Genomic DNA, 25,118 nt, shown 5'->3' on the forward strand with positions numbered 1-25,118 from the left:
ACACTGTTGCAATCCATTTTCGGTGTCCCGCGGGTGCGGTCCGCCACTCATTTCCAGGTCGCCATGGCTCGCCTCACGCGTGTTACGCCCTTATCGCCCGATGCCGCCGCGCTCAGCCGTCGGCCCTTGCTCGGCCACGACCATGCACAATGCATCCGCAGCGCGCTGGCTCAAGCCGATGCCGTCTGCGAAGCCAACGGAGCTCGCCTGACACCGCTGCGCCGACGCGTGCTGGAGCTGATCTGGGTCAGCCACAAGCCGCTGGGCGCCTACGAGCTGCTTGATCAGCTCACGCAGGAAGGCCACAAGCCGGCTCCGCCGACGATCTACCGTGCGCTCGACTTTCTGCTGGAAAATCGCCTGATTCATCGCCTCGCCAGCCTCAATGCCTTTCTCGGCTGCTCCCATCCGGGCGATGCCCATGCCGGCTATTTTCTGATTTGTCAGCACTGCGGCAATACCGAAGAAATCACGCATAACCCCGCATTGCAATCGGCACTCAACGTCTCTACAGAGGCCGCTGGGTTTACTGTGCTGCAATCCGCATTAGAGCTCAGTGGTATCTGCCATCACTGCCAGGCCAAATCGTCATGAGTGTAGGCAACCTCCTGCTGGACCTGAACAAAATACGTTGGCAGCATGAAGGCCGTACGGTGCTGGATGGCGTTGATTTGAAGCTGCACCGGGGCGAAATTCTTACCATCATTGGTCCTAATGGCGCTGGCAAATCCTGCCTGATCCGCATCGCGCTTGGCCTGCTCAAGCCCAGCGGCGGCCAACGCTGGATAGCGCCGAATCTGCGCGTGGGTTATTTGCCACAAACGCTGAAGTTAAATCCGTATCTGCCCATGACCGTGGCCGACTTTCTGGCGTTGCCGGCAGCGCTAGGAAAGCCGTTTAGCCAGCCACTCATGCTCTCCGCTCTGGCCGAGGTGGGCGCCGAGCATCTGCTGCGGCTGCCCGCGCAAAGTCTGTCCGGGGGTGAGTTGCAGCGCGTGCTACTGGCGCGAGCTCTGTTGCGTCAGCCCGATCTGCTGGTGCTTGATGAGCCGGTGCAAGGAGTGGATCTGGCGGGTCAGGCCGAGCTTTATGCGCTGATTGCCTCGCTGCGCGATCGCTATCACTGCGGCGTGCTCATGGTTTCGCATGACCTGCATGTGGTCATGGCCGCCACCGATCGCGTGCTTTGCCTGAATGGCCATGTTTGCTGTACCGGTCACCCCGAAGCCGTGAGCCGTCATCCGGAATACCAGCGCCTGTTTGGCGTGAGAGAAAGTCGCGACCTTGCGATTTATACGCACCACCACGACCACCATCACACCCTGCATGGCGACGCCACGCGCTGCAACGAGAGCTGCCAACATGACTGATTGGCTCTGGCCCTTGCTTGGGGGCTTATTAACGGCGGCGGCGGCGGGCCCCTTAGGCTCACTCCTGCTCTGGCGTCGTATGGCCTATTTTGGCGATAGCCTAGCGCATGCCTCGCTGCTCGGTGTGGCCATAGCGCTGATGCTGGATCTGCCGATCGGTCTTGCTGTGACGGCGGTATGTTTGCTGGTGGCGTTGCTACTAAGCCGACTGATGACCTTGCCCGAGCACGGTGCCGATACCTGGCTGGCGATCATGGCCTATGCCGGCCTCAGCCTGGCACTCGTGCTCACTGCCGCAGTCGGCGACGATGGCCACGGTCACAGTCTGGAAGATTATCTGTTCGGCAACTTGCTCAACTTAACCGGCAACCAGCTGCTGGCGATCGCTGCTGGCTTGCTGCTGGTCATGTTGATCTTGGCACGCTATTGGTCCGGCTTGGTGGCACTGGCCATCCATGAAGATACGGCACAAGTCGACGGCTGGCCGGTGCAACGTCTGCGACCTCTACTCATGCTGCTGCTAGCGGGCGTAGTGGCCGCTGGGGCGAAGGTCATGGGTGTGTTGCTGATCAGTGCACTACTAGTGATTCCGGCGGCGGCAGCGCGCTTTATTGCCCGCAGCCCCGGCGCCATGGCCCTGCGTGCCAGCGCCATCGGCATGTTCAGCGTCGCCGTAGGGATTGGGCTGGGCATGCCCGCGCACCTGCCTTTAGCACCATCCATCGTACTGGCCGCCCTGTGCGCTTTGTTAGTGCTGATGATTTGGCAACGGCTCAGGGCGTAAAGCGCACAACCCCATTCGTATCCGGCTCATCCGGCTCCTTCATGGTGACGGTGAGCGGGCGCGTGTCGGTATATCCGCAGCGCACGCACTGAATCCACTCGCGACCGTCCTCAGTGCAGAGCTGAAGTTTGTCTTCGAGCTCGCAGCCAGGGCATTTAGCCCCGGCAATAAAGAGCTTGCGAATGCTCATGCGGCCTCCACGGCTTCGCTCAGCCCGGTGTGACGAAGCAGCGCCTCGGCGGACGGATCACGCCCCATGAACTCGCGGAATAGCTCGGCCGCCGGTCGGCTGCCGCCTTGCGCGAGAATGGCCTGACGGAAGCGACGACCAGTGTCAGCATTAAACACGCCTTCTGCTTCAAAAGCAGAGAAGGCGTCCGCCGACAGTACTTCCGCCCATTTGTAGCTGTAATAGCCCGCCGCATAACCGCCGGCAAAAATGTGCGTGAAGCTGCACGGGAAACGATTCCACTGCGGCGGACGCAGCACGCTGGTGATATCGCGTACCTGCTCCAGCACGCGCAGCATGCCGCTGAAATCAATGCCGGGCTGACGATGAATTTCCAGATCGAAGATCGAGAATTCGAGCTGGCGTAGCGTCATCAGGCCGGACTGGAAGTTGCGCGCGGCAAACAGGCGGTCGAGCAGGAGCTGCGGCAAGGGCTCGCCGGTGTCGACATGGCTGGAGATCAGCGCCAGACCTTCCGGCGTCCAGCACCAATTTTCCATGAACTGGCTGGGCAGCTCGACGGCATCCCAGGCCACGCCGTTGATGCCGGACACAGCCGCAACTTCGACTTCCGTGAGCATGTGATGGATGCCGTGGCCGAATTCGTGGAACAGCGTGGTGACTTCATCGTGGCTGAGCAGGGCCGGGCGACCGGCAACGGGCGGATTGAAGTTGCCGGTGAGGAAGGCGATAGGCTTTTGCAGCGTACCATCGGCGTGACGGCGACGGACACGAGCATCGGCCATCCACGCACCGCCACGCTTGTGTGCACGGGCATAAAGGTCGAGATAGAAATAGGCACGCACTTCGCCATGCTCGACCAGCGCCCAGGTGCTGACATCGGCGTGATAGCTCTCCAGCTCCGGGGCCGGCACGATGTTGATGCCGAACAGACGCTGCGCCACAGCAAACAGACCGTCTATCACTTTTGGCGCGGGGAAATAGGGTTTCAAATCTTCTTGCGATAGGGCGTAGCGCTGTTGCTTGAGCTGGTCGCTGGCGTAGGTCATGTCCCAGGGTTGCAGATCGGTAATATCCAGCTCGCTGCGGGCAAATTCACGCAACTGCGCGAGATCACGCTCAGCGCCGGGCTTTGCCTTCACAGCCAGATCGTGTAGGAAGGCCAGCACTTGCTCGACCGATTCCGCCATTTTCGGCTCCAGCGAGAGCGCGGCGTAATGGGCAAAGCCAAGCAGCTCCGCCTGCTCCTGACGCAAGGCCAGAATCTCTGTGATCAACGGGCCGTTATCAAACTGGCCGGCATGCGGGCCTTGCTCGGAGGCTCGGGTAGCATAGGCAGTATAAACCTGCTCGCGCAGCTCGCGGTTGCGGGCATGCGTCATCACCGCGATATAGCTAGGCATGTCTAAGGTCACGCGCCAGCCGGATTCGCCGGCAGCTTCCGCCAAGGATTGCAGCAGGGCCATCGCATTGTCGGGCAGACCGGCTAACTGCTCGGCCTCTGTGACATTCAGTGACCACGCCTGCGTGGCATCCAATACCTGATCGGCAAACTTAGCGGTCAGGCGCGATAGAGCTTCGGTGACCTCAGCAAAGCGCTGTTTTTTCTCTGCTGGCAGACCAATGCCACTCATGCGGAAATCACGCAGGGCATTCTTCACTGCGCGCTGCTGGGCTACCGTAAGCTCAGCGAACGCAGGAGCGTCGTGCAAGGCCTGCCAGGCACGGAACAAAGTTTCGTTCTGACCGACTTCGGTTGCAAAAGCTGAAAGCTTGGGGATGCAGGCATTGTAAGCCTCGCGCCAGGCCTCGCTGTTCATCACCGCATTAAGCTGCGATACCGGCGACCACGCTGCATTGAGCTTGTCGTCTAAGGCTTCGAGCGGCACCGCCAGCGACTGCCACGTCGGTGCGGCCTGATCTGCCAACGTCACAATCGCCTCGCGATGCGCTGCTAATAGCTGATCTAATGCCGGCTCAACCAAGTCTGGTGTGAGCCCGGCAAAGACCGGAAGCAGCGGTGGATTCAACAACATATTCATTTCAGCTCCAGACGCAACGCCCGTAAAATCTCTTGGGTATGAGGCCTTATGCCTCGCCAAATAAAAAATGCTTCCGCCGCTTGCTCAACCAACATGCCGAGGCCATCGCGGCGGTGCTGCACACCGTGCTCTCGCGCCCACTGTAAAAATGCCGTGTCACGACCATACATCATGTCGTAGGCCACGGTGTCGGCATGAACCAGCGAGCTGGGCAACGCTAATCGCTCGCCGTGCAAACTGGCACTGGTGGCGTTAATAATGACATCCACCGGCTCATGTACTTGCGATAAATCCCTGAGGGCGAGGGCCTGCACAGCACCTTCTTGAGCAAATAGTGCGGCCAGTGTCTGTGCCTTTTCCACACTGCGATTGGCGACCCACAACATCGAAACGCCCGCTGCCAGCAATGGCTGAATAACGCCACGCGCCGCGCCGCCCGCGCCCAACAGCAGGACGCGTTTATTCGCTAAGGGCCAGCCAGCATTGACACAGATATCTTGAACTAAACCCAGGCCATCGGTGTTATCACCCAACAGCTCGCCCGTTGCCGTCACACTCAGGGTGTTGACCGCGCCCGCCAACCTTGCGCGATGACTCAACTGCTGACACAGCGCCCACGCTTCTTCTTTAAATGGCACCGTGACATTCGCACCGCGACCACCTGCCGCACGAAAGGCCTGCCATGTGCCAGCGAAGTCATCTAACGGCGACAAAAGAGTGTCATAACGAAGATCCTGCCCCGTCTGCGCAGCGAAGGCCTGATGGATCGCGGGCGATTTACTGTGGGCAATCGGGTGACCGATGACGACATAACGATCAGTCATGGGCATTGGCCTCTGAGCCATCCAATGCCAATCCAATGGCTGGCCACCACGGGCGCGGCTTCAAATAACGTGAATACAGCATGGCTTCCGCCGAGTCCGGCTCAGGCTGCCAGTCATAACGCCAGCTCACTGCCGACGGCAACGACATCAAAATAGACTCTGTACGACCACCAGTTTGCAGGCCGAATAAGGTGCCACGGTCATACACCAAATTGAACTCCACATAGCGACCGCGACGAATGAGCTGAAACTCGCGCTCGCGCTCACCATAGGGCTGGTCTTTGCAACGTTTCAAAATGGGCAGGTAAGCGGGCACGTAGGCGTCGCCGATGCTACGCATAAAAGCAAACGCGGAGTCGAACCCGCCGCGCTGCCAATCATCAAAAAAGAGTCCGCCCACACCGCGCGGCTCCTGCCGGTGCTTGATGTAGAAGTACTCATCGCACCATTGCTTTAAACGCGGGTAAACATCTTCGCCAAACGGCTGACACGCCATGGCGGCCGTTTCATGCCAATGTTGGCAATCACTGTCATTGCCGTAATACGGCGTTAAATCGAAACCGCCACCGAACCACCAGACCGGTTCCTGGCCCTCAGCTTCGGCAATAAAAAATCGCACATTGGCATGCGAGGTCGGCACAAACGGATTGCGTGGATGAATCACCAATGACACGCCCATCGCTTGAAAGCTACGACCCGCCAATTCCGGCCGATGCGCTGTGGCAGAGGCGGGCATTTTTTCACCCATGACGTGTGAAAAATTTACGCCACCCTTCTCAATGACTGCGCCGTTTTCGAGCACGCGACTGCGGCCACCACCGCCTTCTGCACGAAGCCACGTGTCCTCACGAAAAGCTCCGCCATCTACCTCGGCTAACGCAGCACAAATACGATCCTGCAATTCCATCAAGTAGCTTTTTACAGCCTCAATATGTGTGGCGTTCATTTACGTTCCTTCAGCCTGCACGAATAACCCGCAGGGTGGCTAAGTCTCGAATTTCAGTGGGGCGCGCCAACTTGCCGGTGGTGCTCGGCAAAATATAATCCAGTTCGGCGCCGAGTCTTTGACGCACATCAAACAAGCTGCGGGCAGCCGGAGCGCCTGCACGATTGGCACTGGTAGACACCAGCGGGCCGCCAAATTGATCACACAGGGCTTTCACGCCAGGGTGTGCACTCACCCGCAGAGCCACTGATTCATGCTTACCTCTCAGCCAGACCGGAAAGCTATCCGAAACCGGCACCAACCAGGTCACCGGGCCCGGCCAACTGGCCTGCAAGTGCTTTAGCTGTTCAGCACTGAGCTGAGAGAGCAACGGCGCTACGTGCTGCCATTGAGAAGCAATTAAAATGAGGCCCTTGCCTGGGTCACGACGTTTAATTTGCCATATTTTCGCGACCGCCTCGGCGCTCCACGGGTCACACCCCAAACCCCATACGGCTTCCGTGGCATACGCAATAACACCGCCTGCGCGGACGGCATTAACGGCTTGTTGAAGATGAATAGCTGAAGGCGAGCTGACCATAATTCACCGTTTAATAAGGACGTTTTCAGTCTATCACGCAGTGTAAAGATGGTCAGGAGGCCAAACGCTGATATCCCCCGGGTACAGCCGCAATCCAACCCATCATCTCTAATTCCCCGAGTGCCATTAGGACGTGATCGGCAGGCTGAGCGGATTCAGCCATTAGGCTATCGACCGTCATGACCTGCCACTCCATTGCCGCCAGTATTTGCTGGCCAAAGGTACTGGGCGCAGGCGGTTTGACGCTGCCCGTTAGTGACTTAGGCTGAATCTGCTCTGGCGCATGCCCATACCAGTCGCGCAGAACGGGCAGGGCATCTTGCAAGATGTCTTGCGCAGACTCGACCAAACGAGCCTGCTCGTCACGAATGAGCCGATGACAACCGCGCGACTGCAAACTGGTGATAGGGCCTGGGACTGCCCATACACAGCGACTGAGCTGATTCGCTGCCTGCGCCGTAATGAAGGACCCACTCGCCGGTCCCGCCTCAATCACTGCAACACCCATACTCAAGAGCGCAATCACTTCATTACGCCGTGGGAAGCACCACGGCTCGGGCGCACTGCCGGGCGCAAACTCAGACACCAACAAGCCACTTTCCGTGATGCGCTCGGCAAGCGATTGATGTCGTGCTGGATACACGCGATCCAAGCCGCAGCCCAACACGGCGATGGTTTTTCCTTGTACCGACAGTGCCCCAGCGTGGGCGGCTCCATCGATGCCGCTGGCTAGACCACTGGTTACCACCAAGCCTGTTTGTGCGAGCTCAGCGGCAATAGCCTGTGCGGTCGCCAATCCTGTGCGCGTGGCTGCGCGGCTGCCGACCACGGCAATTTGTGGCAGGCCCATTACTGTTTCATCACCCTGCCAGAACAACAGGGGAGGACGTTTAGGCACTTCGGCAAAAGCCCTTGGCCAAGCGACTTCAGGCAACTGATTGCGCTCGGAATCCAGCCACACACCGCGATGCTCACCTTCTAACCAGCTCAAACTCTTGCGCCACTGATGGCGTATAGCTTCGCAAGCCATGCCCTGAGGCCAGGCAGCACGAGCATCACAGTGCTTAGGGTTTATGCCCAGCGCTCGCCAAGCCCGTGCACTGGCTGCCAATGCCAAGGCCGCTGATCCGAACTCCGACACAAGTTTTCGATACGCGCCAGGCTGCTGCTCTACCAACAAATACAGCGCGATTTCATCCGCAGCTTCCATACCCGTCACCTCCTGTGACACAACGAAACCCTTGCGCTGCGTTAGCGGGCAGAGGCATCCATGGCTATAATGTGGTCAACGGCCAAAATGGCCCTGCTATAGGTCTAGTACCGGTTCGCGGTTTTCGCTAGCAGCCGGAGGAAAATAATGGCACTGCTCCCCATCTTAGAGTTTCCCGATACACGCTTACGCACGGTGGCTAAGCCCGTTACCGTATTTGATGACGCGCTGGCGCAACTGGCTAAAGACATGCTGGAAACCATGTACGCAGCGCCCGGCATTGGGCTGGCCGCGTCACAAGTCAATCACCACATTCGTATGCTGGTGTTGGATTTAAGCGAAGATCAGTCGGCGCCGCAGATTCTGATTAATCCACAGATTGAAAAAGTCAGTGCCGAAACCAAAACCTACGATGAAGGCTGTTTATCCGTGCCCGGATTTTACGAAACGGTTGAGCGCACCGACGTCATTCGTGTCACGGCGCAGGACCTTCAAGGCAAGCCCTTTACATTAGAGGCCGATGGCCTGCTGTCGGTTTGCATTCAGCATGAAGTCGACCACTTAGATGGCAAATTGTTTGTCGACTATTTGTCGTCGTTAAAGCGCAATCGCATCAAAACTAAACTTGAGAAACTGCATCGAGCCAACGCTTGAGCATCTCCCAGCAGGTTTATCGCTTTGGATAGTTCCTTACGTATCATCTTCGCCGGTACGCCTGATTTCGCTGCCGAAAGTCTGCGAGCGCTGCTGCAAGGCCAGCATGAGGTTGTGGCGGTTTACACCCAGCCCGATCGCCCCGCCGGTCGCGGCCGTGAGCTAAAAGCCAGCCCCGTAAAGCAGCTCGCGCTGGACCATGACTTACCGGTGCGCCAGCCCAGCTCGCTGAAAGATACCGATGCGCAAGCGGAGCTGGCCGAGTGGCAGGCCGACCTAATGGTTGTTGCGGCGTATGGTCTGATTTTGCCGCAGCGCGTGCTAGACACACCGCGCTTGGGCTGCATCAATGTTCATGCCTCTTTGCTACCCCGCTGGCGTGGGGCGGCGCCCATTCAGCGCGCTATCCTTGCGGGTGATCGCGAAACGGGCATTACCATTATGCAAATGGACGCCGGCCTAGACACGGGCAACATGCTCTACAAAGCCATTTGCCCGATTTCCTCCAGCGATACCGGCGCCAGCCTGCATGATCGCTTGGCCCTGCTGGGTGGCGATGCTTTACTTGCTGTAGCCGATGCCCTGCGCGATGGCGAGCCACTAACGGCGGAATCGCAAGATGCATCATTGGCGACCTACGCTGCTAAGCTCAGCAAGGAAGAAGCCCTGATTGATTGGCAGCTACCGGCACAAGACATTGCTCGGCGCACGCGGGCGTTCAACGCCGTCCCCGTCGCGCACAGCACCTTAGCGGGTCAAACCGTGCGCATTTGGTTGGCGCATGCGAGCAAAGAAGAAACCACCACAGCCCCGCCCGGCATGATTTTGCGCGCCGACAAAACCGGATTGGCGGTGGCTGCAGGCCAGGGCACCGTATTACTCATCGATACTTTACAGATGGCGGGTGGCAAAGCCATGTCGGCATCCTTGCTACTTAACTCTCGACCGGCCGCTTTACAGCCCGGCAAAGGCTTTGGCTCATGACCGCTCCGCGTCACTACTCCAACACACGCTCGCGTGCTCCTGCTAAACCGCGCTCATTGGGCGTACGTGCGCTTGCCGCTCAAGCTTTAGCGCCGACGCTCGCGGGTGAGCGCTCGTTGAGCAGCACCTTGCCGCCGGCGCAGAAAGCCTGCCGCAGCGAAGATGTGGGCTTGCTGCAAGAATTGGTTCAGGGCACCGCTCGCCACGCCATTTATTACCGCACGCTGATTAAACCGCTGCTCGAGCGCGCCACCAAAGATCATACGGTTGAGGCGCTGTTGCTGCTTGGCGCTCACCAGTTATTGGGCATGCGCATTCCGGATCACGCTGCGCTGGCTGAAACCGTGGAAGCTGCCCGGCAACTGGGCATGGATAAGCTCACTGGCTTTATTAATGGCGTTTTGCGTAACCTTCAGCGTCGCGAAGCGGAGCTGGTGCATGCCGCCAAGCTGATGACCCATGCCCACCCAGCCTGGCTGCTACGCGCGCTGGAAAAAGACTGGCCGGCACAGATGGACAACATCATCGCCGCCAACAACAGCCCAGCCTCGACCACGCTGCGTGTGCACCGGGGTCGTCAAACCCGCGAGGCAGCGCTCGCACATCTGGTGGATGATGGCTTGCCCGTCGTGGCAACGCATTTCTCGCCAGATGGTTTGCGCCTAACCGAACCCGTGCCCATCCATAGCCTTCCGGGTCTGGCCAGTGGCGATTTGTCCGTTCAAGACGAAGCCGCCCAACTCGCAGCCTGCTTTCTCGCGCCGGCGGCCGGTGAGCGTGTCCTGGATGCCTGTGCGGCACCCGGCGGAAAAACCGCGCACCTGCTGGAAATTCAGCCGGCCCTGCATAGCCTAATCGCGCTCGACAATGACCCGCAGCGTCTGGTGCGGGTGGAAGAGAACTTAGCGCGTGCTGGCTTTGCAACCGACCACCCAACATCCGGCGTGAATATTCGCGTAGCCTGCGCTGAAGCAGCTGATCTGGACAGCTGGTGGGATGGCGAAAAATTCGATGCCATTCTGCTCGATGCCCCCTGCAGCGCCACGGGCGTGATTCGTCGTCACCCAGACATCAAGCTGCTGCGTCGCTCCACTGATATTGCGCAAACCGTGGCCATTCAGGCCGAGCTGCTGCAACGACTTTGGCTCACGCTGAAGCCGGGTGGTCGTTTGCTGTATGCCACCTGCTCATTGCTCAAGGCCGAAAACGAAGATCAGATCATCGGCTTCCTCGCACGCACGCCCGATGCGCAATGCATTCCGCTGCAACTGCCAGGTGGCGACATGCCGGGCCAATGGCGTCCGCAAGGTCGGCAGCTACTGCCCGAGCCCGATGGTTACGACGGCTTTTATTTCGCCATGCTGATGAAAGTGCCACAGCGCTAAGTCGCCATAAAAAAACCGGGCTAACGAGCCCGGTTTTTTATGCATCACAACTGCGGATTAGCGGCCCAGAATCTCGCGCGCTACCACTTCCTTCATGATCTCGCTGGCGCCACCGTAGATGCGCTGAATTCGCGCATCTACGTAAGCACGGGCAACACCGTACTCCAACATGTAGCCATAGCCACCGTGCATCTGTAAGCAAGCGTCGGCGACGCGACCTTGCAGCTCAGTGGTGTAGAGCTTAACGGCCGCACCGGTTGGGATGTCCAACTTGCCTTCAGCGTGCAGATCAACACAGTTATCAACAAAGGCACGGGCAGCCAGAATATCGGTCTTGCAGGTGGCCAGCGTGAAACGGGTGTTCTGGAGCTGAGCCAAAGGTTTGCCGAACGCTTTGCGCTCTTGAACGTACTTGATGGTTTCTTCCAGCGTGCCTTCTGATGCGGCAACCGCAATCACGGCAATGTTCAAACGCTCACGTGGCAGCTCATTCATCATGTAAGCAAAACCCTTGCCTTCCTGACCCAGCAGGCAGTCGACGGGTACGCGAACGTTATCCATGAACAACTCAGAGGTGTCTTGCGAATGCAGGCCCATCTTTTCCAATTTCTTACCCTTATTGAAGCCGGGCAGGCTGGTATCCATCAGCAGCAAAGACACACCTTTTGCGCCACTGGCGGGATCGGTTTTCACTGCCATAACCACGATGTCGGCATGTTGGCCGTTGGAAATAAACGTCTTGGAGCCATTCACCACATAGTGATCGCCATCACGAACAGCGGTGGTGCGGATTGCGGCCAAGTCCGAGCCTGCGCCCGGCTCCGACATACCAATGGCACATACGGCCTCACCGGACGCCATGCGCGGCAACCAATAGTCTTTAATGGCTTGTGTACCCAGATGCTCTACGTACGGCGCGCAAATATCGGAATGCACGCTGACGCCGGTGGCCAGCGAAGCCAGGCCCAACTTGGCCATTTCGTTGAGGATCACCATGGAGTATTGGAATGGCACGCCTACGCCACCGTATTGCTCCGGCTGGTCAACGCAGAGCAGGCCATTCTCACCGAGCTTGTTCCAGAATTCGCGAGGCATCCAACTGTCTTTTTCCCACTGAACATAGTGAGGGGCAATTTCGTTTTCGAGAAAGCGCTTGACGTTATCGCGGAAAAGTTCGAGTTCGGCGTGATCAATAGACATGGATATCCCTCTTATAAGCGTATGTGCGGGTAAAATCGTATTTTATGACAGAGACTGTCTTAACCGATAGAACAAATGTCATCCAATTTTAGCCGGTGGCATCGCGTGCTATCGGCAATACACCGACCCTACGCAGAGACATCACCATGACATTGGCTGAATTACTGACCGGCTTACGCGCCGAGACTTTAGACTTTGAAGATACGCTGGCCTTTATTGCTGAACATTATGTGTATCAACCCAGCGCCTTCAAAAATGGTCTGGATGCTCACGCGGTGTCGAATGCCGCCGGGCAGAACGAAGGTGCGTGTCGCGTGTTCGCTCTCGGGATGCTCGAGCAACTTAGCCCTGAAGACACGCTCTGCCTTTTTGGCCGGCATTTACGCGATGTCTTAAACGACCCACAGGGGAGCAGTCATGCCAATATCCGCCAGTTCCAGCGCCATGGCTGGAGCGGTATAGTGTTTGACGCAGAGCCCTTAAGCAGAAAAGTTTGATTGCTGCGTAAACCGCCACACATAAGGCGCGTTTTCATCGCCACTTAGTTTTTATCAAAGGATGACTCACATGACCCGTATTTCCCTTATTACTGCCGCCGTTCTCGCAACCTCTTTCGCCGCCACTGCCCAAGCCGCAGACGTTCAGGCCAATGCGGCTGTTTCTGTACCCGGTGTTAACGTCAATGCGGGTGCTTCCGCGAATACTGCACTTGACCTCAAGGCCAGCAAAGAGGCCGCTGCAAAAGCCGCTGCCAGTTCCCGTGATGCAGCAATTTCTGCAGGTGTAGGCGCCATGGTCAGCGGCAAGTCCAGCGCTGAAGCTGCCAAAACCGCTAGCGCCGCTGCTACAACCGAAGCGAAAGCGGCTGCCGAAAAGGCACAAGCAGACGCCGCCGCTCGCATGGGCACGACTCAAGCCACTGTTGCCGGCTACAAGCAAACCGCTGAACAGAAAATCTCGCTGAAAGACCGCGTTGCCTTGGGCAAGCACTTTGGCGTGAGCAAAGCCACGAACAAAGCCTTCGGTGCTATTTTCGGTGCCAGTGCCAACAGCAATGACCTGCCTAAGGGCTATGAAAAGCAGCTCGTGATTGGCGCTAAGCTAGACGCCAAACTCGCCACCAAGGCTACTGCAATCGATGCCAGCCTCGTGAAAGAGCTGAGCGCGCAGCCCAAGGGCACTGAACTGGTTAAGGTCGGCGACCGCGTTGTTCGCTTAGACAGCAAGACTCGCGTTGTGCTGGACGTTTCCAGCATCTAATCGGGTATCGCGGCGCTTACGCGGCGAACACTTGTTTTGAAAGAAGCCAGCTTTTGCTGGCTTTTTTCATGTTAAGGCTCAGCTATACTCCAGCGTTCAATTTTAAAGCGCTGGCAGACGTGTCCGCGCCTCAGCGGATGCTAGCCAGAGCTGGCGGCTTAGGGTTAACAACATGAGTGAAACATCACAACCCATCCAAACCTTTCAAGGTTTGATTTTGGCTCTGCAGAGTTTTTGGGCCGAACAAGGCTGCGTACTGCTGCAACCCTATGACATGGAAATGGGTGCGGGCACGTTTCACACGGCGACGTTTCTGCGCGCCCTCGGCCCTGAAACGTGGAATGCTGCTTATGTTCAGCCTTCTCGTCGTCCTGCGGATGGCCGTTACGGTGAGAACCCCAACCGCCTGCAGCACTACTATCAGTTTCAGGTGGTGTTAAAACCTAACCCCAGCAACATCCAAGAGCTGTATTTGGAGTCCTTACGTCGCATTGGCGTGGACCCCACGGTGCATGACATTCGCTTCGTTGAAGACAACTGGGAATCGCCTACGCTGGGCGCCTGGGGTCTGGGCTGGGAGGTTTGGCTGAATGGCATGGAAGTCACTCAGTTCACGTATTTCCAGCAAGTAGGCGGCATTGAGTGCTACCCCGTCACCGGCGAAATCACCTACGGCCTTGAGCGTTTGGCGATGTACCTGCAAGGCGTCGACTCGGTTTACGATTTGGTCTGGACAGATGGACCCTTCGGTAAAGTGACCTACGGCGACGTCTTCCATCAAAACGAAGTGGAGCAATCGACCTATAACTTCGAGCACGCCAATGTGCCGGAGCTCTTTAAGCTGTTTGATTTATTTGAAGCCGAGTCCAATCGCATTATGGCGTTGAAGCTTCCTCTGCCGGCCTATGAATTTGTCTTGAAAGCCTCGCACACCTTTAACTTGCTTGATGCCCGTCGGGCGATATCGGTGACCGAGCGCCAGCGCTACATCCTCCGTGTTCGCACCTTGGCTCGCGCTATCGCACAAAGCTATTTAGATGCCCGTGCGGCACTCGGTTTCCCACTGGCCACACCCGCCTTGCGCGATGAAGTTTTAGCTCAGTTGGCTGCATCGGCCGCTCAGAAGGAGGCGCAAGCATGAGCGCGCAAGATTTTCTGTTTGAAATTGGTGGCGAAGAACTGCCACCGAAATCACTGCTAACGCTGGCAACGGCCTTACAGGACAGCGTCACTGAGGGTCTAGCAAAAGCCGGGCTTGCCCACGCTGGCGTCACGTTTTTTGCCGCGCCGCGCCGACTCGCCATCTACATCACTCAGTTGATCGCGCAGCAACCGGATCGCACGATTGCTGTTGATGGCCCCCCGGTGAAAGCTGCGTTTTCGGCCGATGGCCAGCCGACGCAGGCCGCCCTAGGCTTTGCCAAGAAAAATGGCATCGACATTAGCCAAGTGGATCGTAGCGGTGAAAAACTCCGTTACGTTCGCGAAGTCAAAGGCGAAGCCGCCATCGACTTACTGCCCAGCATTTTCGACCATGCCTTGAAAACCTTGCCGGTGGCCAAACGCATGCGCTGGGGCGCGAGCCGTGTGGAATTCGTTAGACCCATGCATTGGCTGGTCATGCTCTACGGCACCGACGTAGTACCCGCTAAATTGCTCGATATCCACAGTGGACGCACCAGCTTCGGCCATCGCTTTCATCACCCCCAGGCCGTTGCGCTGAAACACGCGCAGGACTATCGTGACGCAATGCGCGGCGCCCATGTTGTGGCGGATTTCGCTGAGCGCCGCAGCTTAATCGAGCAGCGCGTTAATGCTTTAGCAGCTGCGGAGGGCGGCATTGCCCTCATGCCCGCCAGCCTGTTGGATGAAGTCACTGCGCTGGTTGAATGGCCGGTTCCGTTGGTGTGCTCGTTTGAGCAACGCTTCTTAGCCGTACCGCAAGAAGCTCTGATCTCCACCATGCAGGACAATCAAAAGTATTTCTGCTTGATCAATCAGCAGGGCCAGCTCTTAGCGCGCTTTATTACGGTGGCCAACATCGACTCGCCCTCGCCGGAGAAAATTGTGGCGGGCAATGAGAAGGTGGTACGACCACGCCTCACCGATGCAGAGTTCTTTTTCAATCAAGACAAAAAGATCACCCTCGCCGAGCGCAATGAGCGCCTGAAAAATGTCGTCTTCCAAGCCCAGCTCGGCACGGTTTACGCCAAGGCGGAGCGTGTCTCGGCACTGGCCGCACAAATTGCTGCGCAAATCGGCGGAGATGTGGAGCAGGCCCGACTCGCTGGCCTGCTCTGTAAGTCTGACTTGGCCTCTGAGATGGTGAGTGAGTTTCCTGAGCTTCAGGGTATTGCCGGATATCACTACGCACGCCATGAAGGCCTGCCTAGCGAAGTCGCATTGGCCCTGAACGAGCAATACCTGCCGCGCTTTTCCGGTGATGTGTTGCCCACGGTTAAAACCGGTCAAGCCGTTGCCCTAGCAGACAAACTCGATACGCTGACCGGCATTTTTGGCATCGGCCAACCGCCTACCGGCTCGAAAGACCCGTTCGCGCTGCGTCGTGCCGCCTTAGGCGTGCTGCGTATTTTGATTGAGGGCGAGCTTGCCATTGATCTAGAAAAGCTGGTTCAGCTTGCCAGCGACGGACACGGCAGAGCGCTCAGCGTGAGCACGACAGCCGCAGATGTTTTCGACTTCTTGCTTGCCCGTTATCGCGCCATGTATGAAGAGCAGGGCATCTCGGTGGATGTGATTCAGGCCGTACAAGCCTGTCGCCCCACCGTGGCGCGAGATTTTGACCGTCGCGTGAAAGCTGTTGCGGCCTTCCGCACCTTACCCGCCGCTACGGCGCTAGCCGCTGCGAATAAGCGCGTCTCCAATATTTTAGCCAAAGAAGCTGCCTCTGCAGGCGAGATTCAGGATGCGCTTTTGCAGAATGGCGCTGAGCGAGATCTGGCTGTTGCCGTAAAAGCCCTGTCTGCTCAGGTAGCGCCACTGTATGCCGCCGGTGATTACGCTGCTGCACTTACCGCATTGGCGAGCTTGCGTGAGCCGGTGGATCGCTTCTTCACAGAAGTCATGGTGATGGCGGACGATCCCGCTGTACGTGCCAACCGTTTACGCCTGCTGTCTTGGTTGCGTGCGCTGTTCCTGCGCGTCGCCGATATTTCGCAACTGTCTTAGTGAACGCGGGTTGCCCTAACCTCTGTCGCGATGATGGAGGCTAGGGCAACCAGTCATCTGATAATTGGCGTTTTAGTTGTACAAAACGCCATTTTTGTCCAATTTACCGAATTGCCGCGTCTTTCATCGCTTTGTGCCAATGCACATTTGCTTACAATTCAGTTTAATCACACCGTTATCGACAAACCTCTCAGGTGATAGACCATGCCAGCTTATAAGGCCCCCTTACGCGACGTACGCTTCTTGATGAACGAAGTGTTCGACTACCCAACGCATTACGCCAACCTGCCCGGTGGCGAAGATGCTACGCCAGATCTGATCGATGCCATTCTGGATGAGTGTGCCAAGTACTGTGAAGAAGTGCTCGCGCCCATCAACCAGTCCGGCGACCAAGAAGGCTGCCACTTTGAAGACGGTGTTGTCACCACGCCAAAGGGCTTCAAAGAAGCCTACGACCAGTATGTTGCTGGCGGCTGGCAGGGTCTGAACTACCCAACCGAATTCGGCGGCCAAGGCCTGCCCATGTCCTTGGCGCTGCTCAAGGCAGAAATGATGGGTACGGCCAACTGGTCGTTCACCATGTACCCTGGCCTGTCGCTGGGCTGCATGAACACCATCATGCTGCACGGCACAGAAGAACAGAAAGCTGTTTACATGCCACCACTGGTGGAAGGCCGTTGGTTAGGCACCATGTGCTTAACCGAGCCACAGTGCGGTACTGACTTGGGTCAGGTAAAAACTAAGGCCGAAGCTCAGGCTGATGGCAGCTATAAGCTCTACGGCACAAAGATTTTCATCTCTGCCGGTGAGCATGATCTGTCGGAAAACATCGTTCACATCGTTCTGGCTCGCTTACCGGATGCGCCTGCGGGTACTCGCGGTATCTCCTTGTTCATCGTGCCAAAGTTCAACGTAAATGCTGACGGCAGCCTCGGTGAGCGCAACCCGGTGAAGGCCGGCTCGATTGAGCACAAGATGGGCATTCACGCTAACGCCACCTGTGTATTGAACTTCGACGGCGCTTCGGCCTACCTGATTGGCCCAGCCAACAAGGGCCTGGAGTGCATGTTCACGTTCATGAACACCGCTCGTATCGGTACTGCAGTACAAGGTGTTGCACATGCTGAGCAGTCTTTCCAAGGCGCATTGCCTTATGCCAAAGAGCGTCGTTCCATGCGCGCCCTGTCCGGCAAGAAAGAGCCTAACCAGCCCGCAGACGCTTTGATTCACCACGGCGACGTTCGTCGCATGTTGTTGACTCAGAAAGCTATCGCTGAAGGCGGTCGTGCCATGATTTATTTCGCCGCACAGCTCGCCGACAACATGGCCGTAGGCATCACCAACGGCGACAAAGAAACCTACGACTTCTGGGATGACAAGCTCGGCTTCTACACTCCTATTCTCAAGGGTGTGTTGACCGAACTCGGCCTAGAAGCAGCCAACCTCGGCATGCAAGTCTTCGGTGGCCACGGCTACATCCAAGAACACGGCATGGAACAGGTTGCCCGTGATGCCCGTATTGCCACGCTGTATGAAGGCACCACAGGCATCCAAGCGCTCGACCTGCTCGGTCGTAAAGTGCTGTTGTCGTCTAAGGGCAAGGCTGTGCGCGACTTCACCGCGGACATCGCCAAGTTCTGCCGTGACCACGTAGGCAACAAGGAAATGCGTCCCTATGTTTGGGAGCTGACCAAGATCGCCACGCAATGGAACTACCTGACCGTGCGCATCATGCTGCAAGCACGCAAAGACCGTGACCTCGTTGGCACCGCCGCTAATGACTTCCTGATGTACTCGGGCTACGCCATGCTCGCTTACTTCTGGGCGAAAATGGCCGCAGTGGCTTTCGAGAAGCTCGAGAAGGGCGGCAATGAAGAGCCCGCGTTCTACCGTGCCAAGGTACAAACCGCTGAGTTCTACTTCGAACGCCTGCTGCCACGTGCCAAGGGCCATGCCGACAGCATGCTGAAGCCGACCAAGTCGGTCATGCAGATGGATGCTGAGCACTTCAACTTCGGCTAAGCCTGAGTGATGTGAACCGAAAGCCCTCGTTGCCTGCAACGGGGGCTTTTTGTTTTCACCCTTGCCCGCATCGCAGTGCTAGCATCCAAGCTTAATTAGGAGCTGATTATGTTGCGCGAGTCTTCCTTGTGGGCGCGTTTGCCGCTGTTGTTGGGCCTGAGTGCCTTAACCTACCTCACCTACGCCATTCTCAGTCCGTTTCTCATTCCCGTTGCCTGGGCCGCCATCCTGGCCTTTGTGACTTGGCCTCTTCGAACGCGCCTATTAAGCCTTTTCGGTGGACGCGTTAATTTAACGGCAGCGGTGATGACGTTTATTCTGGCCGCCACATTGATCGGCCCTCTGGCTTGGTTGCTAGTGGTGTTGCAAAGCGAGCTGCGCACGCTCTATGGCCTTGCGGCGGAGTTTATCGCTCGCGATACGCTGCCCATTCCGCCTTTTCTACAACTGCATTTCCCCGCGTTAGCAAACGAGTTAACGCGTTTATGGAGTGTCGCGCACGAAGATCCCGCGGCCATGCGCGGCAGCTTGCAGAGTGTGCTCAACATGGGCTTTGCCCAGTTTGGACTGGTCGCTGGTGGTATTGGCCGAAACTTAGCAAAGTTCACCTTCACCTTATTTGCGCTGTTCTTCTTTTTCCGCGATGGCCCAGCGGTATTGGGGCAATTACGCCAAGCCTTAGCGCACATGACGCAGAAGCAAGGGGAGCGTTACTTACTGGCCGCCGGCAATATGACGCGCGCCGTGGTGTTTGGCATTGTCTTAACCGCTTTAGGTCAGTGCACTTTGGCCGGTATTGGCTATGCCGTGGCTGGCGCACCCAACCCTGTGTTTCTGACCCTCGTCACTTTCGTGATTGCCCTTGTACCGTTCGGCACCCCGTTTGCGTGGGGCGGCGTGGCGCTGTGGCTATTCGCCAACGGTCAAACCTTTGAGGCCTTGGGCTTGGTACTTTGGGGCGTGTTTGTGGTGAGCTGGATCGACAATATTGTGCGTCCGTTAGTGATCTCTAACGCCACGCATATCTCATTCTTGCTGGTGATGTTTGGTGTGCTTGGCGGCCTGGCCAGTTTCGGCATGATCGGGCTGTTTCTGGGCCCGGTGATTTTGGCTGTTGTGGTGGCGATTTGGCAGGAATGGTTGGCGCAACCCGTGCTGTCCCCGCCAGTCGATACGAAAACCGACTGACGAGGCTCAGACATGGCTTAACAGCAAGCGCCGCCTGCGTTGGATGCAGCGGTGCTGCTGTCATACGGTAATGACTTACCGCAACCTTCGAAAATCCCATAGTGCCGACTGAAGTCGCCGATAAACGTGAAATGCTCACGGAAACGAGTGTCGTGCAGCATGCGCCACGTGTTGCCACAAACAGAGAAGACTTTCCCCGTTTCAATGCTGTGGTGCTTATCAAGCACAAACACATCCGGACATTCCGGTACTGTGCCGTGATAAATCACCGCCTGACCGTACTCTTCACAATCCGGCTCTAATTCAGGCAGCTTAAATAAGCGGTAGGTCGCCGAGTAAAATTTGACGTTACCGCACTTGGCCTTCAGCGCTGGATCGGTAATTTCAATGGGCAGATCTTCTACTAAGCGGGGGTCGGCAAATCCATGCTTTTTGGCCAGGCTCAAGAAGTCGTTCCAATACAGCGCACCGCTCAAGCATTCCCCGTAAAGCAGCGGATCCGCGACCATCTCAGCAGGCACACGGCGATCTGCATAGATGTCTGAGAAGTAGAGCTCACCCCCGGTTTTCAACAGGCGATAGGCCTCGCGTAACACCGCGTCTTTGTCTGGCGACAAGTTGATCACGCAGTTGGAAACAATCACGTCAAAGCGCTCATCCTCTAGGCCCAGCGCATCTAGACGCTCAATAAATCCCTCTTTAAAGCTCACATTCGCGTAGCCAAAGCGCTCGGCATGCCAATCCAAGGTGCTGGTCGCGACGTCGAGTTGTTCGCGGGTCATGTCTACTCCAAGCACATGTCCGCTGGGGCCAGCCATTTGCGCCAGAACATACACATCCCGCCCGGAGCCGGAGCCCAAATCGAGGATTTGGCAACCTTGCAGCTTGGGTGGGCAAACCAGTCCGCAGCCGTAATAGCGCATCATCACTTCATCATGCACGTTAGACAGCAGTGGCTTCAGCCACGCAGGCATGGACGAGGCGTCGCAACACGCTGAGGTCTTTAAGTCGGCCGTGCTTTGTAGCTGCTTGCCGTAATAGTCTTGAACCAGTTCATGCATCGCTAATTTTCCTTTCTCTTAAACCTTAATTCGAACTGCACTGATCTGCGCTCGCCACAAAACGCGGCTCTTGATACCAAGCCTCGGCGGTGCTTTTCGTGTTATCGGTGTCCGTCGCAATGGCCAGCCCCACTACATCCGGCGCAGGGCTGCCAAATGCGGCTACGTAGTCCTGTTTTACATTGCGGACTTCGGTTTGCCATTGCCCGGCCTTGCTGTTGCCGGACTGCAAAACAATGAGGCGGGTGCGGTCGGTGTAGGCGTTAGCACGCATCGTGCCGATGGCGTATTTGTTGTCCCACACGTAGTTCAACGCCGCCGTGGGAATTTCAGCGCCGTAAAGTGACTTGGCTAATTTGATTTTCACGCGATCGGAAAAGGCCAGCTGACTCGCCGGCACATCGTAGAAAACATATAGACGCGCGGCATAGTCATCGCCCGCCTTGGTGCTTAGGTCCGCTTTCGCCACGCTGACTTTCACCTTCCATCGCCAACAGAGCAGGGGGGTCTTGTCGAGATCAACGCGCTGCTTACGAATGACACCGGCCATGCTGTTATTGGCCACCGCATGCAATACGGCGGATTCTGGCTCGGCCAATAGCTTGAACTGCGTGGCCGCTACTTTTTCGTTGATACGAAAGAGCTTCCAGCCTTCGGGCAATCCATCCGCGCCGGCCTTAAAGCTCGCGTGGGCGAGGGGCGGGCAGATCAATGCCGCTGCCAGTATCAGCCTAGTGAGGCTCGTCATCATCCTGTTTGCTCCACAAGCGCTCTAGGGCGCGGCCAGTCTTGAGGGAGATAGATAAGGTCTTCGTAGCTATCAATATCGGCTAGGGCGGGGCCTTGCCAGACCTTCCAGCCTAAGCGCTGCATTCGGCCTAAAGTGACGGGCAACACCTCCGCTGTACTCCACGGCATCTCGTGGAAAAAACCTGGCTGGCAGTGCTTTAGACCCATCAGGGTGTAGCCACCATCCAGTGCCGGGTAAATCACGGCATCGTGATGGCGCAACTGTTGCGCCGCGAGTTGCAACCGTTCTGAAGTGAGCGCTGGGCAATCACTGCCGATCACTAGCACGCCGTCATGCTGACAGAGCTCCTGCTTTACCAGTACAGCGAGTCGGTCGCCTAAATCCCCCTCAACCTGATCGCGAAGATGCACTCCGGCCTGCTCAGTTAACTCACGCAGCAAGGGATGCTGCGTGGGCGTGCCATAAAGCGTTACCGTTAGGCCTGTGCTCACTGCCGTCTGCAGCGTATGACGCAGGAGTTGTTCTGCCACCGCAGCAGCGGCCTCGTCGCCCACCGTACGTGCTAGACGCGTTTTGGCGAGTCCGGGCAAGGGTGCTTTCGCCACGATGGCTAGTGCAATTTTCATCGATAAGCCTTTGCCAACACGCTGGCTGGAACGCCGCGCCAGTAGCGATAGCGCAGGCTCCACATCAACCAGATGGTTCGCCAGACGCCAAAGCGCTCCCAGCGCCGCCCCGATGTGGTGACGCTTTGCTGCATACACACGGGTTTAGCGAGCTTTTTGGCGCGCAGGCAAATTTCCACGTCTTCCATCAAGGGCTGCAACGGAAACTTCCCGACGCGGTAGAACAGGTCGCGAGAAAAAAACTGGGCCTGATCTCCGGTCGATACTTGGCTCCAACGTGAGCGCCTGTTGATAAACCACGCGATGATTGGAAATAGGGCTGATCGACCCTCAATACGCACATCAAAATGCCCCCAGGCCTCAGGCTTGTCTGTAAGCAACTGCTTTAATGCACTGAGCGCGCTGTCGTCGAGCCGAGTATCGGCATGAAGAAACAAAAACGTTGGGCCACGCGCATGCACTGCGCCCTGGTTCATTTGTCGGGCTCGCCCCTTAGCGGAGGTCAGCACGCTATCTGCCAAGTCACTCGCTAGAGCCACCGTTTCGTCGTGGCTGCCACCGTCCACCACAATGACTTCAACGCCTTGTCTGCGCCAAGGCTGCACAGGGCTCAACGTGTGCGCCAACTGCGATGCTTCGTTTAGTGTCGGCACAATAATACTCAGCCAAGGCACGCCAGCGCTTTTCATCTCACTCACCCCGTTGCCAGCGGTGATAGCGTTCTGCCCAACGCAATGCCGCCTGCGGGGCATGGGCTTTTTGCCACTCACCGGCCACGTACTTAGCCGCTTCAGACCATGTCGGATAAGGATGTATCGTGCCTAAAATCTTTTTCAGGCCTAGCCCGTGCTTCATCGCTAAAGTGAACTCAGCCAACATTTCCCCTGCATGGGCAGCAACAATCGTAGCGCCTAGAATGGTGTCCTTACCCGGCACAGTCAGCACTTCCACAAAGCCTTCACGCTCATCGGCGGTGATGGCGCGGTCCAGCTCTTCTAACTCGAAGCGGGTCGACTCAAAAGCAATACCCTGAGCTCGAGCCTCCTGTTGGTTTAGCCCCACCCGTGCAACCTCTGGGTGAGTAAAGGTCACGGCTGGAATCACGCGGTAATCCGCTTTAAAGCGCTTGAACAGGCCGAACAAGCCATTTACGGCGGCATACCACGCCTGATGCGCCGCAACATGCGTGAATTGGTAGGGACCGACCACATCGCCACAGGCATAAATATTGGGATAGCGGGTCTGCAAGTACTCGTTTGTGGCGACGGTGCCCTGCGCTGTCAGCGGGATATCCAAGGTCTCTAAGCCAAAACCCTTGGTTCTTGCGGTACGCCCAATGGCGAGAAGAAGGAAGTCAAAATGAATCGTCTCTGTCTCACCACCGTGCTGAACCCAGAGTCGCTGCTGCGCACCTTCTCGCTCGGCCGACATCGCTTGAGCATTCAATAACACGCGTACACCCGAAGATTGCAGTGTGCTTAAGACCACGTCGCCAACGCTGGCATCTTCACGGGGAAGGAGGCGCTTATTACGGCCCACCAGGGTCACTTTAAGCCCTAGCTCCGCCATGGCTTGCGCGAGCTCACAGGCTATCGGCCCGCCGCCTAATACGGCGACTTCCCGAGGGCTACCGCGCAGTGACCACAGGGTGTCTGAAGTAACATAGGTCACTTGATCAAGGCCGGGCAAGTCTGGAATCGTGGGCGACGCTCCCGTCGCAATGACAATACTTTTCGTGGTCAGCGTTTGACCGTTTACCTTAACGCTCCAAGGCGATGTGATTTCAGCATGCCCTTTTAGCACCTCTACACCTAAGCCGGTGTAGCGCTCTACAGAGTCATGTGGCGCGACTTGAGCGATCACACGCTGAACACGCTCCATCACACCGCTAAAATCCACCTCTGCCGTGACTGAGCTCAGTCCCAGTGTGCTGGCATGGCGTGCGTCGCGCATCAGTGACGCTGTTCGTATCAACGCCTTTGAGGGCACACAGCCATAGTTCAAACAGTCGCCGCCCATTTCATGGGCCTCGATTAACGTCACCTTGGCTTTGGTGGCTGCGCCAATATAGGTAGATACCAAGCCACCGGCACCGGCGCCAATGGCAATCAAATTGCGATCAAATCGTTGGGGTTTGCTCCACGGCTTATAGAGCTGATAGCGCTCCCACAGGGACACGCACCAAGCTCCTAAAAAGGGAAACAATGCCAGTAAAGCGATGGAAGCAACCACCTCAGGGCTGAGAATGCCCTGGACACTGGTAATAGTGGCTAATTGGGTGCCTGCATTCACATAGATCAACGTTCCCGGCAACATGCCGAGCTGACTAACCCAGTAAAACCGCAGCGGGGGCATGCGCGTCAGGCCCATGACCAGGTTAATCAACATGAAGGGAAATAACGGGACTAGCCGTAAGGTGAACAAGTAGCGAGCGCCGCGCTTTTCTACGCCTTCATGTATGGCTGCAAGCTTCGCTCCAAAGTGTTTACCCACCCAGTCCGCCAATAGATGACGTGACGCTAAAAAGGCGAGTGTCGCGCCTAATGACGAGGCAAATGACACCAGCACCGTACCCACGGTGATGCCAAATAAGGCGCCTGCCGCCAAGGTCATGATTGCCGCACCGGGCAACGACAACGCGGTCACAGCCACATAGGCAGCGAAGAACATGGCCAACGACGCCACCGGATTGCTCTCATACCCCGTCAATAGCTCGGCACGTGACGCCTGTAGGTTTGCCAATGTCAGCTCATGATGTAGCCCTAGGCCGAAAAACAGGCCAAAGGCAGTAGCAATGAGTGCTGCGGTGAACATTTTAGAGCGTGTCATGTGGCGTCCTTGTTGGTAAAAAT

24 protein-coding genes are annotated in these 25,118 nt (G+C 57.1%); 12 read left to right on the top strand and 12 right to left on the bottom strand.

Annotated elements, in window-relative coordinates; genetic code table 11:
- The first annotated feature begins 63 nt into the window (after nucleotides 1-63).
- The 3 genes from A8710_RS01615 to A8710_RS01625 are packed head-to-tail and all read left to right on the top strand — an operon-like array spanning nucleotide 64 to nucleotide 2,154.
- Nucleotides 64-594 (top strand): Fur family transcriptional regulator, encoded by a 531-nt coding sequence (locus A8710_RS01615; RefSeq protein WP_068858127.1) that lies wholly within the window; start codon nucleotides 64-66, stop codon nucleotides 592-594.
- Nucleotides 591-1,370, top strand: coding sequence for an ATP-binding cassette domain-containing protein (locus A8710_RS01620; protein ID WP_068857680.1), 780 nt, complete (start codon nucleotides 591-593; stop codon nucleotides 1,368-1,370). The genes A8710_RS01615 and A8710_RS01620 overlap by 4 nt, the downstream gene beginning before the upstream one ends.
- Complete coding sequence (locus A8710_RS01625; protein ID WP_068857681.1) at nucleotides 1,363-2,154, top strand: metal ABC transporter permease; 792 nt, start codon at nucleotides 1,363-1,365, stop codon at nucleotides 2,152-2,154. Before A8710_RS01620 ends, A8710_RS01625 begins: the two co-directional genes overlap by 8 nt.
- On the opposite strand, the gene A8710_RS01630 is transcribed toward A8710_RS01625, so the two are convergent.
- Genes A8710_RS01630 through dprA form a run of 6 tightly spaced genes read right to left on the bottom strand, consistent with a single transcriptional unit; the run spans nucleotide 2,144 to nucleotide 7,946 of the window.
- A complete protein-coding gene (locus tag A8710_RS01630; protein WP_068857682.1) occupies nucleotides 2,144-2,344 on the bottom strand; it encodes a YheV family putative zinc ribbon protein in 201 nt (66 codons plus the stop codon). The genes A8710_RS01625 and A8710_RS01630 overlap by 11 nt on opposite strands.
- Nucleotides 2,341-4,386, bottom strand: coding sequence for a M3 family metallopeptidase (locus A8710_RS01635; protein ID WP_094078660.1), 2,046 nt, complete (start codon nucleotides 4,384-4,386; stop codon nucleotides 2,341-2,343). The genes A8710_RS01630 and A8710_RS01635 overlap by 4 nt, the downstream gene beginning before the upstream one ends.
- Nucleotides 4,383-5,210 carry a shikimate dehydrogenase gene (aroE, locus tag A8710_RS01640; protein WP_068857684.1) on the bottom strand — a complete coding sequence of 276 codons (828 nt, stop codon included), beginning with the start codon at nucleotides 5,208-5,210 and terminating at the stop codon, nucleotides 4,383-4,385. The genes A8710_RS01635 and aroE overlap by 4 nt, the downstream gene beginning before the upstream one ends.
- Nucleotides 5,203-6,156 carry an oxygen-dependent coproporphyrinogen oxidase gene (gene hemF / locus A8710_RS01645; RefSeq protein ID WP_068857685.1) on the bottom strand — a complete coding sequence of 318 codons (954 nt, stop codon included), beginning with the start codon at nucleotides 6,154-6,156 and terminating at the stop codon, nucleotides 5,203-5,205. The genes aroE and hemF overlap by 8 nt, the downstream gene beginning before the upstream one ends.
- Before the next feature lie 10 nt (nucleotides 6,157-6,166).
- Nucleotides 6,167-6,736: an L-threonylcarbamoyladenylate synthase gene (locus A8710_RS01650; protein ID WP_068857686.1), complete on the bottom strand. Its 570-nt coding sequence runs from the start codon at nucleotides 6,734-6,736 to the stop codon at nucleotides 6,167-6,169.
- A gap of 52 nt (nucleotides 6,737-6,788) precedes the next feature.
- Entirely contained in the window at nucleotides 6,789-7,946 is a 1,158-nt protein-coding gene (gene dprA / locus A8710_RS01655) for a DNA-processing protein DprA (RefSeq protein ID WP_068857687.1), read from the bottom strand.
- Between the two features lie 147 nt (nucleotides 7,947-8,093).
- Between dprA and def the strand changes: the two genes are divergently transcribed.
- The 3 genes from def to rsmB are packed head-to-tail and all read left to right on the top strand — an operon-like array spanning nucleotide 8,094 to nucleotide 10,969.
- Entirely contained in the window at nucleotides 8,094-8,600 is a 507-nt protein-coding gene (def, locus tag A8710_RS01660; RefSeq protein ID WP_068857688.1) for a peptide deformylase, read from the top strand.
- A 24-nt stretch (nucleotides 8,601-8,624) separates the two neighbouring features.
- Nucleotides 8,625-9,584: a methionyl-tRNA formyltransferase gene (gene fmt / locus A8710_RS01665; RefSeq protein WP_068857689.1), complete on the top strand. Its 960-nt coding sequence runs from the start codon at nucleotides 8,625-8,627 to the stop codon at nucleotides 9,582-9,584.
- Nucleotides 9,585-9,640: 56 nt separating this feature from the next.
- On the top strand, nucleotides 9,641-10,969 hold the full coding sequence (gene rsmB, locus A8710_RS01670; RefSeq protein WP_068858128.1) for a 16S rRNA (cytosine(967)-C(5))-methyltransferase RsmB: 1,329 nt from the start codon (nucleotides 9,641-9,643) through the stop codon (nucleotides 10,967-10,969).
- Between the two features lie 57 nt (nucleotides 10,970-11,026).
- On the opposite strand, the gene A8710_RS01675 is transcribed toward rsmB, so the two are convergent.
- The gene (locus A8710_RS01675; protein WP_068857690.1) at nucleotides 11,027-12,169 is read right to left on the bottom strand and encodes an acyl-CoA dehydrogenase family protein; all 1,143 of its coding nucleotides are present in this window, start codon (nucleotides 12,167-12,169) and stop codon (nucleotides 11,027-11,029) included.
- Nucleotides 12,170-12,315: 146 nt separating this feature from the next.
- Between A8710_RS01675 and A8710_RS01680 the strand changes: the two genes are divergently transcribed.
- The 6 genes from A8710_RS01680 to A8710_RS01705 all read left to right on the top strand — a co-directional run bounded on the left by A8710_RS01680 (nucleotide 12,316) and on the right by A8710_RS01705 (nucleotide 19,828).
- Entirely contained in the window at nucleotides 12,316-12,666 is a 351-nt protein-coding gene (locus A8710_RS01680; RefSeq protein ID WP_068857691.1) for a HopJ type III effector protein, read from the top strand.
- Nucleotides 12,667-12,736: 70 nt separating this feature from the next.
- Nucleotides 12,737-13,429: a hypothetical protein gene (locus A8710_RS01685; protein ID WP_068857692.1), complete on the top strand. Its 693-nt coding sequence runs from the start codon at nucleotides 12,737-12,739 to the stop codon at nucleotides 13,427-13,429.
- A 172-nt stretch (nucleotides 13,430-13,601) separates the two neighbouring features.
- On the top strand, nucleotides 13,602-14,570 hold the full coding sequence (glyQ, locus tag A8710_RS01690) for a glycine--tRNA ligase subunit alpha (RefSeq protein WP_068857693.1): 969 nt from the start codon (nucleotides 13,602-13,604) through the stop codon (nucleotides 14,568-14,570).
- Nucleotides 14,567-16,618 carry a glycine--tRNA ligase subunit beta gene (glyS, locus tag A8710_RS01695; protein WP_068857694.1) on the top strand — a complete coding sequence of 684 codons (2,052 nt, stop codon included), beginning with the start codon at nucleotides 14,567-14,569 and terminating at the stop codon, nucleotides 16,616-16,618. Before glyQ ends, glyS begins: the two co-directional genes overlap by 4 nt.
- Before the next feature lie 204 nt (nucleotides 16,619-16,822).
- A complete protein-coding gene (locus A8710_RS01700; protein WP_068857695.1) occupies nucleotides 16,823-18,640 on the top strand; it encodes an acyl-CoA dehydrogenase C-terminal domain-containing protein in 1,818 nt (605 codons plus the stop codon).
- A 108-nt stretch (nucleotides 18,641-18,748) separates the two neighbouring features.
- A complete protein-coding gene (locus A8710_RS01705) occupies nucleotides 18,749-19,828 on the top strand; it encodes an AI-2E family transporter (RefSeq protein ID WP_082968589.1) in 1,080 nt (359 codons plus the stop codon).
- A 17-nt stretch (nucleotides 19,829-19,845) separates the two neighbouring features.
- Here the strand turns inward: A8710_RS01705 and A8710_RS01710 are convergent, their stop codons facing one another.
- From A8710_RS01710 to A8710_RS01730, 5 genes are read right to left on the bottom strand one after another with little or no spacing between them, the layout of a single operon-like run.
- On the bottom strand, nucleotides 19,846-20,889 hold the full coding sequence (locus A8710_RS01710) for a methyltransferase domain-containing protein (protein ID WP_068857696.1): 1,044 nt from the start codon (nucleotides 20,887-20,889) through the stop codon (nucleotides 19,846-19,848).
- Nucleotides 20,890-20,914: 25 nt separating this feature from the next.
- Nucleotides 20,915-21,640: a DUF3047 domain-containing protein gene (locus A8710_RS01715; RefSeq protein ID WP_068857697.1), complete on the bottom strand. Its 726-nt coding sequence runs from the start codon at nucleotides 21,638-21,640 to the stop codon at nucleotides 20,915-20,917.
- The gene (locus A8710_RS01720) at nucleotides 21,637-22,266 is read right to left on the bottom strand and encodes a TIGR04282 family arsenosugar biosynthesis glycosyltransferase (protein ID WP_068857698.1); all 630 of its coding nucleotides are present in this window, start codon (nucleotides 22,264-22,266) and stop codon (nucleotides 21,637-21,639) included. Before A8710_RS01720 ends, A8710_RS01715 begins: the two co-directional genes overlap by 4 nt.
- Complete coding sequence (locus A8710_RS01725) at nucleotides 22,263-22,955, bottom strand: TIGR04283 family arsenosugar biosynthesis glycosyltransferase (protein WP_068857699.1); 693 nt, start codon at nucleotides 22,953-22,955, stop codon at nucleotides 22,263-22,265. The genes A8710_RS01720 and A8710_RS01725 overlap by 4 nt, the downstream gene beginning before the upstream one ends.
- Before the next feature lies 1 nt (nucleotide 22,956).
- Nucleotides 22,957-25,095, bottom strand: a complete 2,139-nt coding sequence (locus tag A8710_RS01730; protein WP_082968590.1) for an FAD-dependent oxidoreductase — start codon at nucleotides 25,093-25,095, stop codon at nucleotides 22,957-22,959.
- Nucleotides 25,096-25,118 lie beyond the last annotated feature (23 nt).

Source organism: Perlucidibaca aquatica (genome assembly GCF_001676655.1).
Classification (GTDB): Bacteria; Pseudomonadota; Gammaproteobacteria; order Pseudomonadales; family Moraxellaceae; genus Perlucidibaca; species Perlucidibaca aquatica.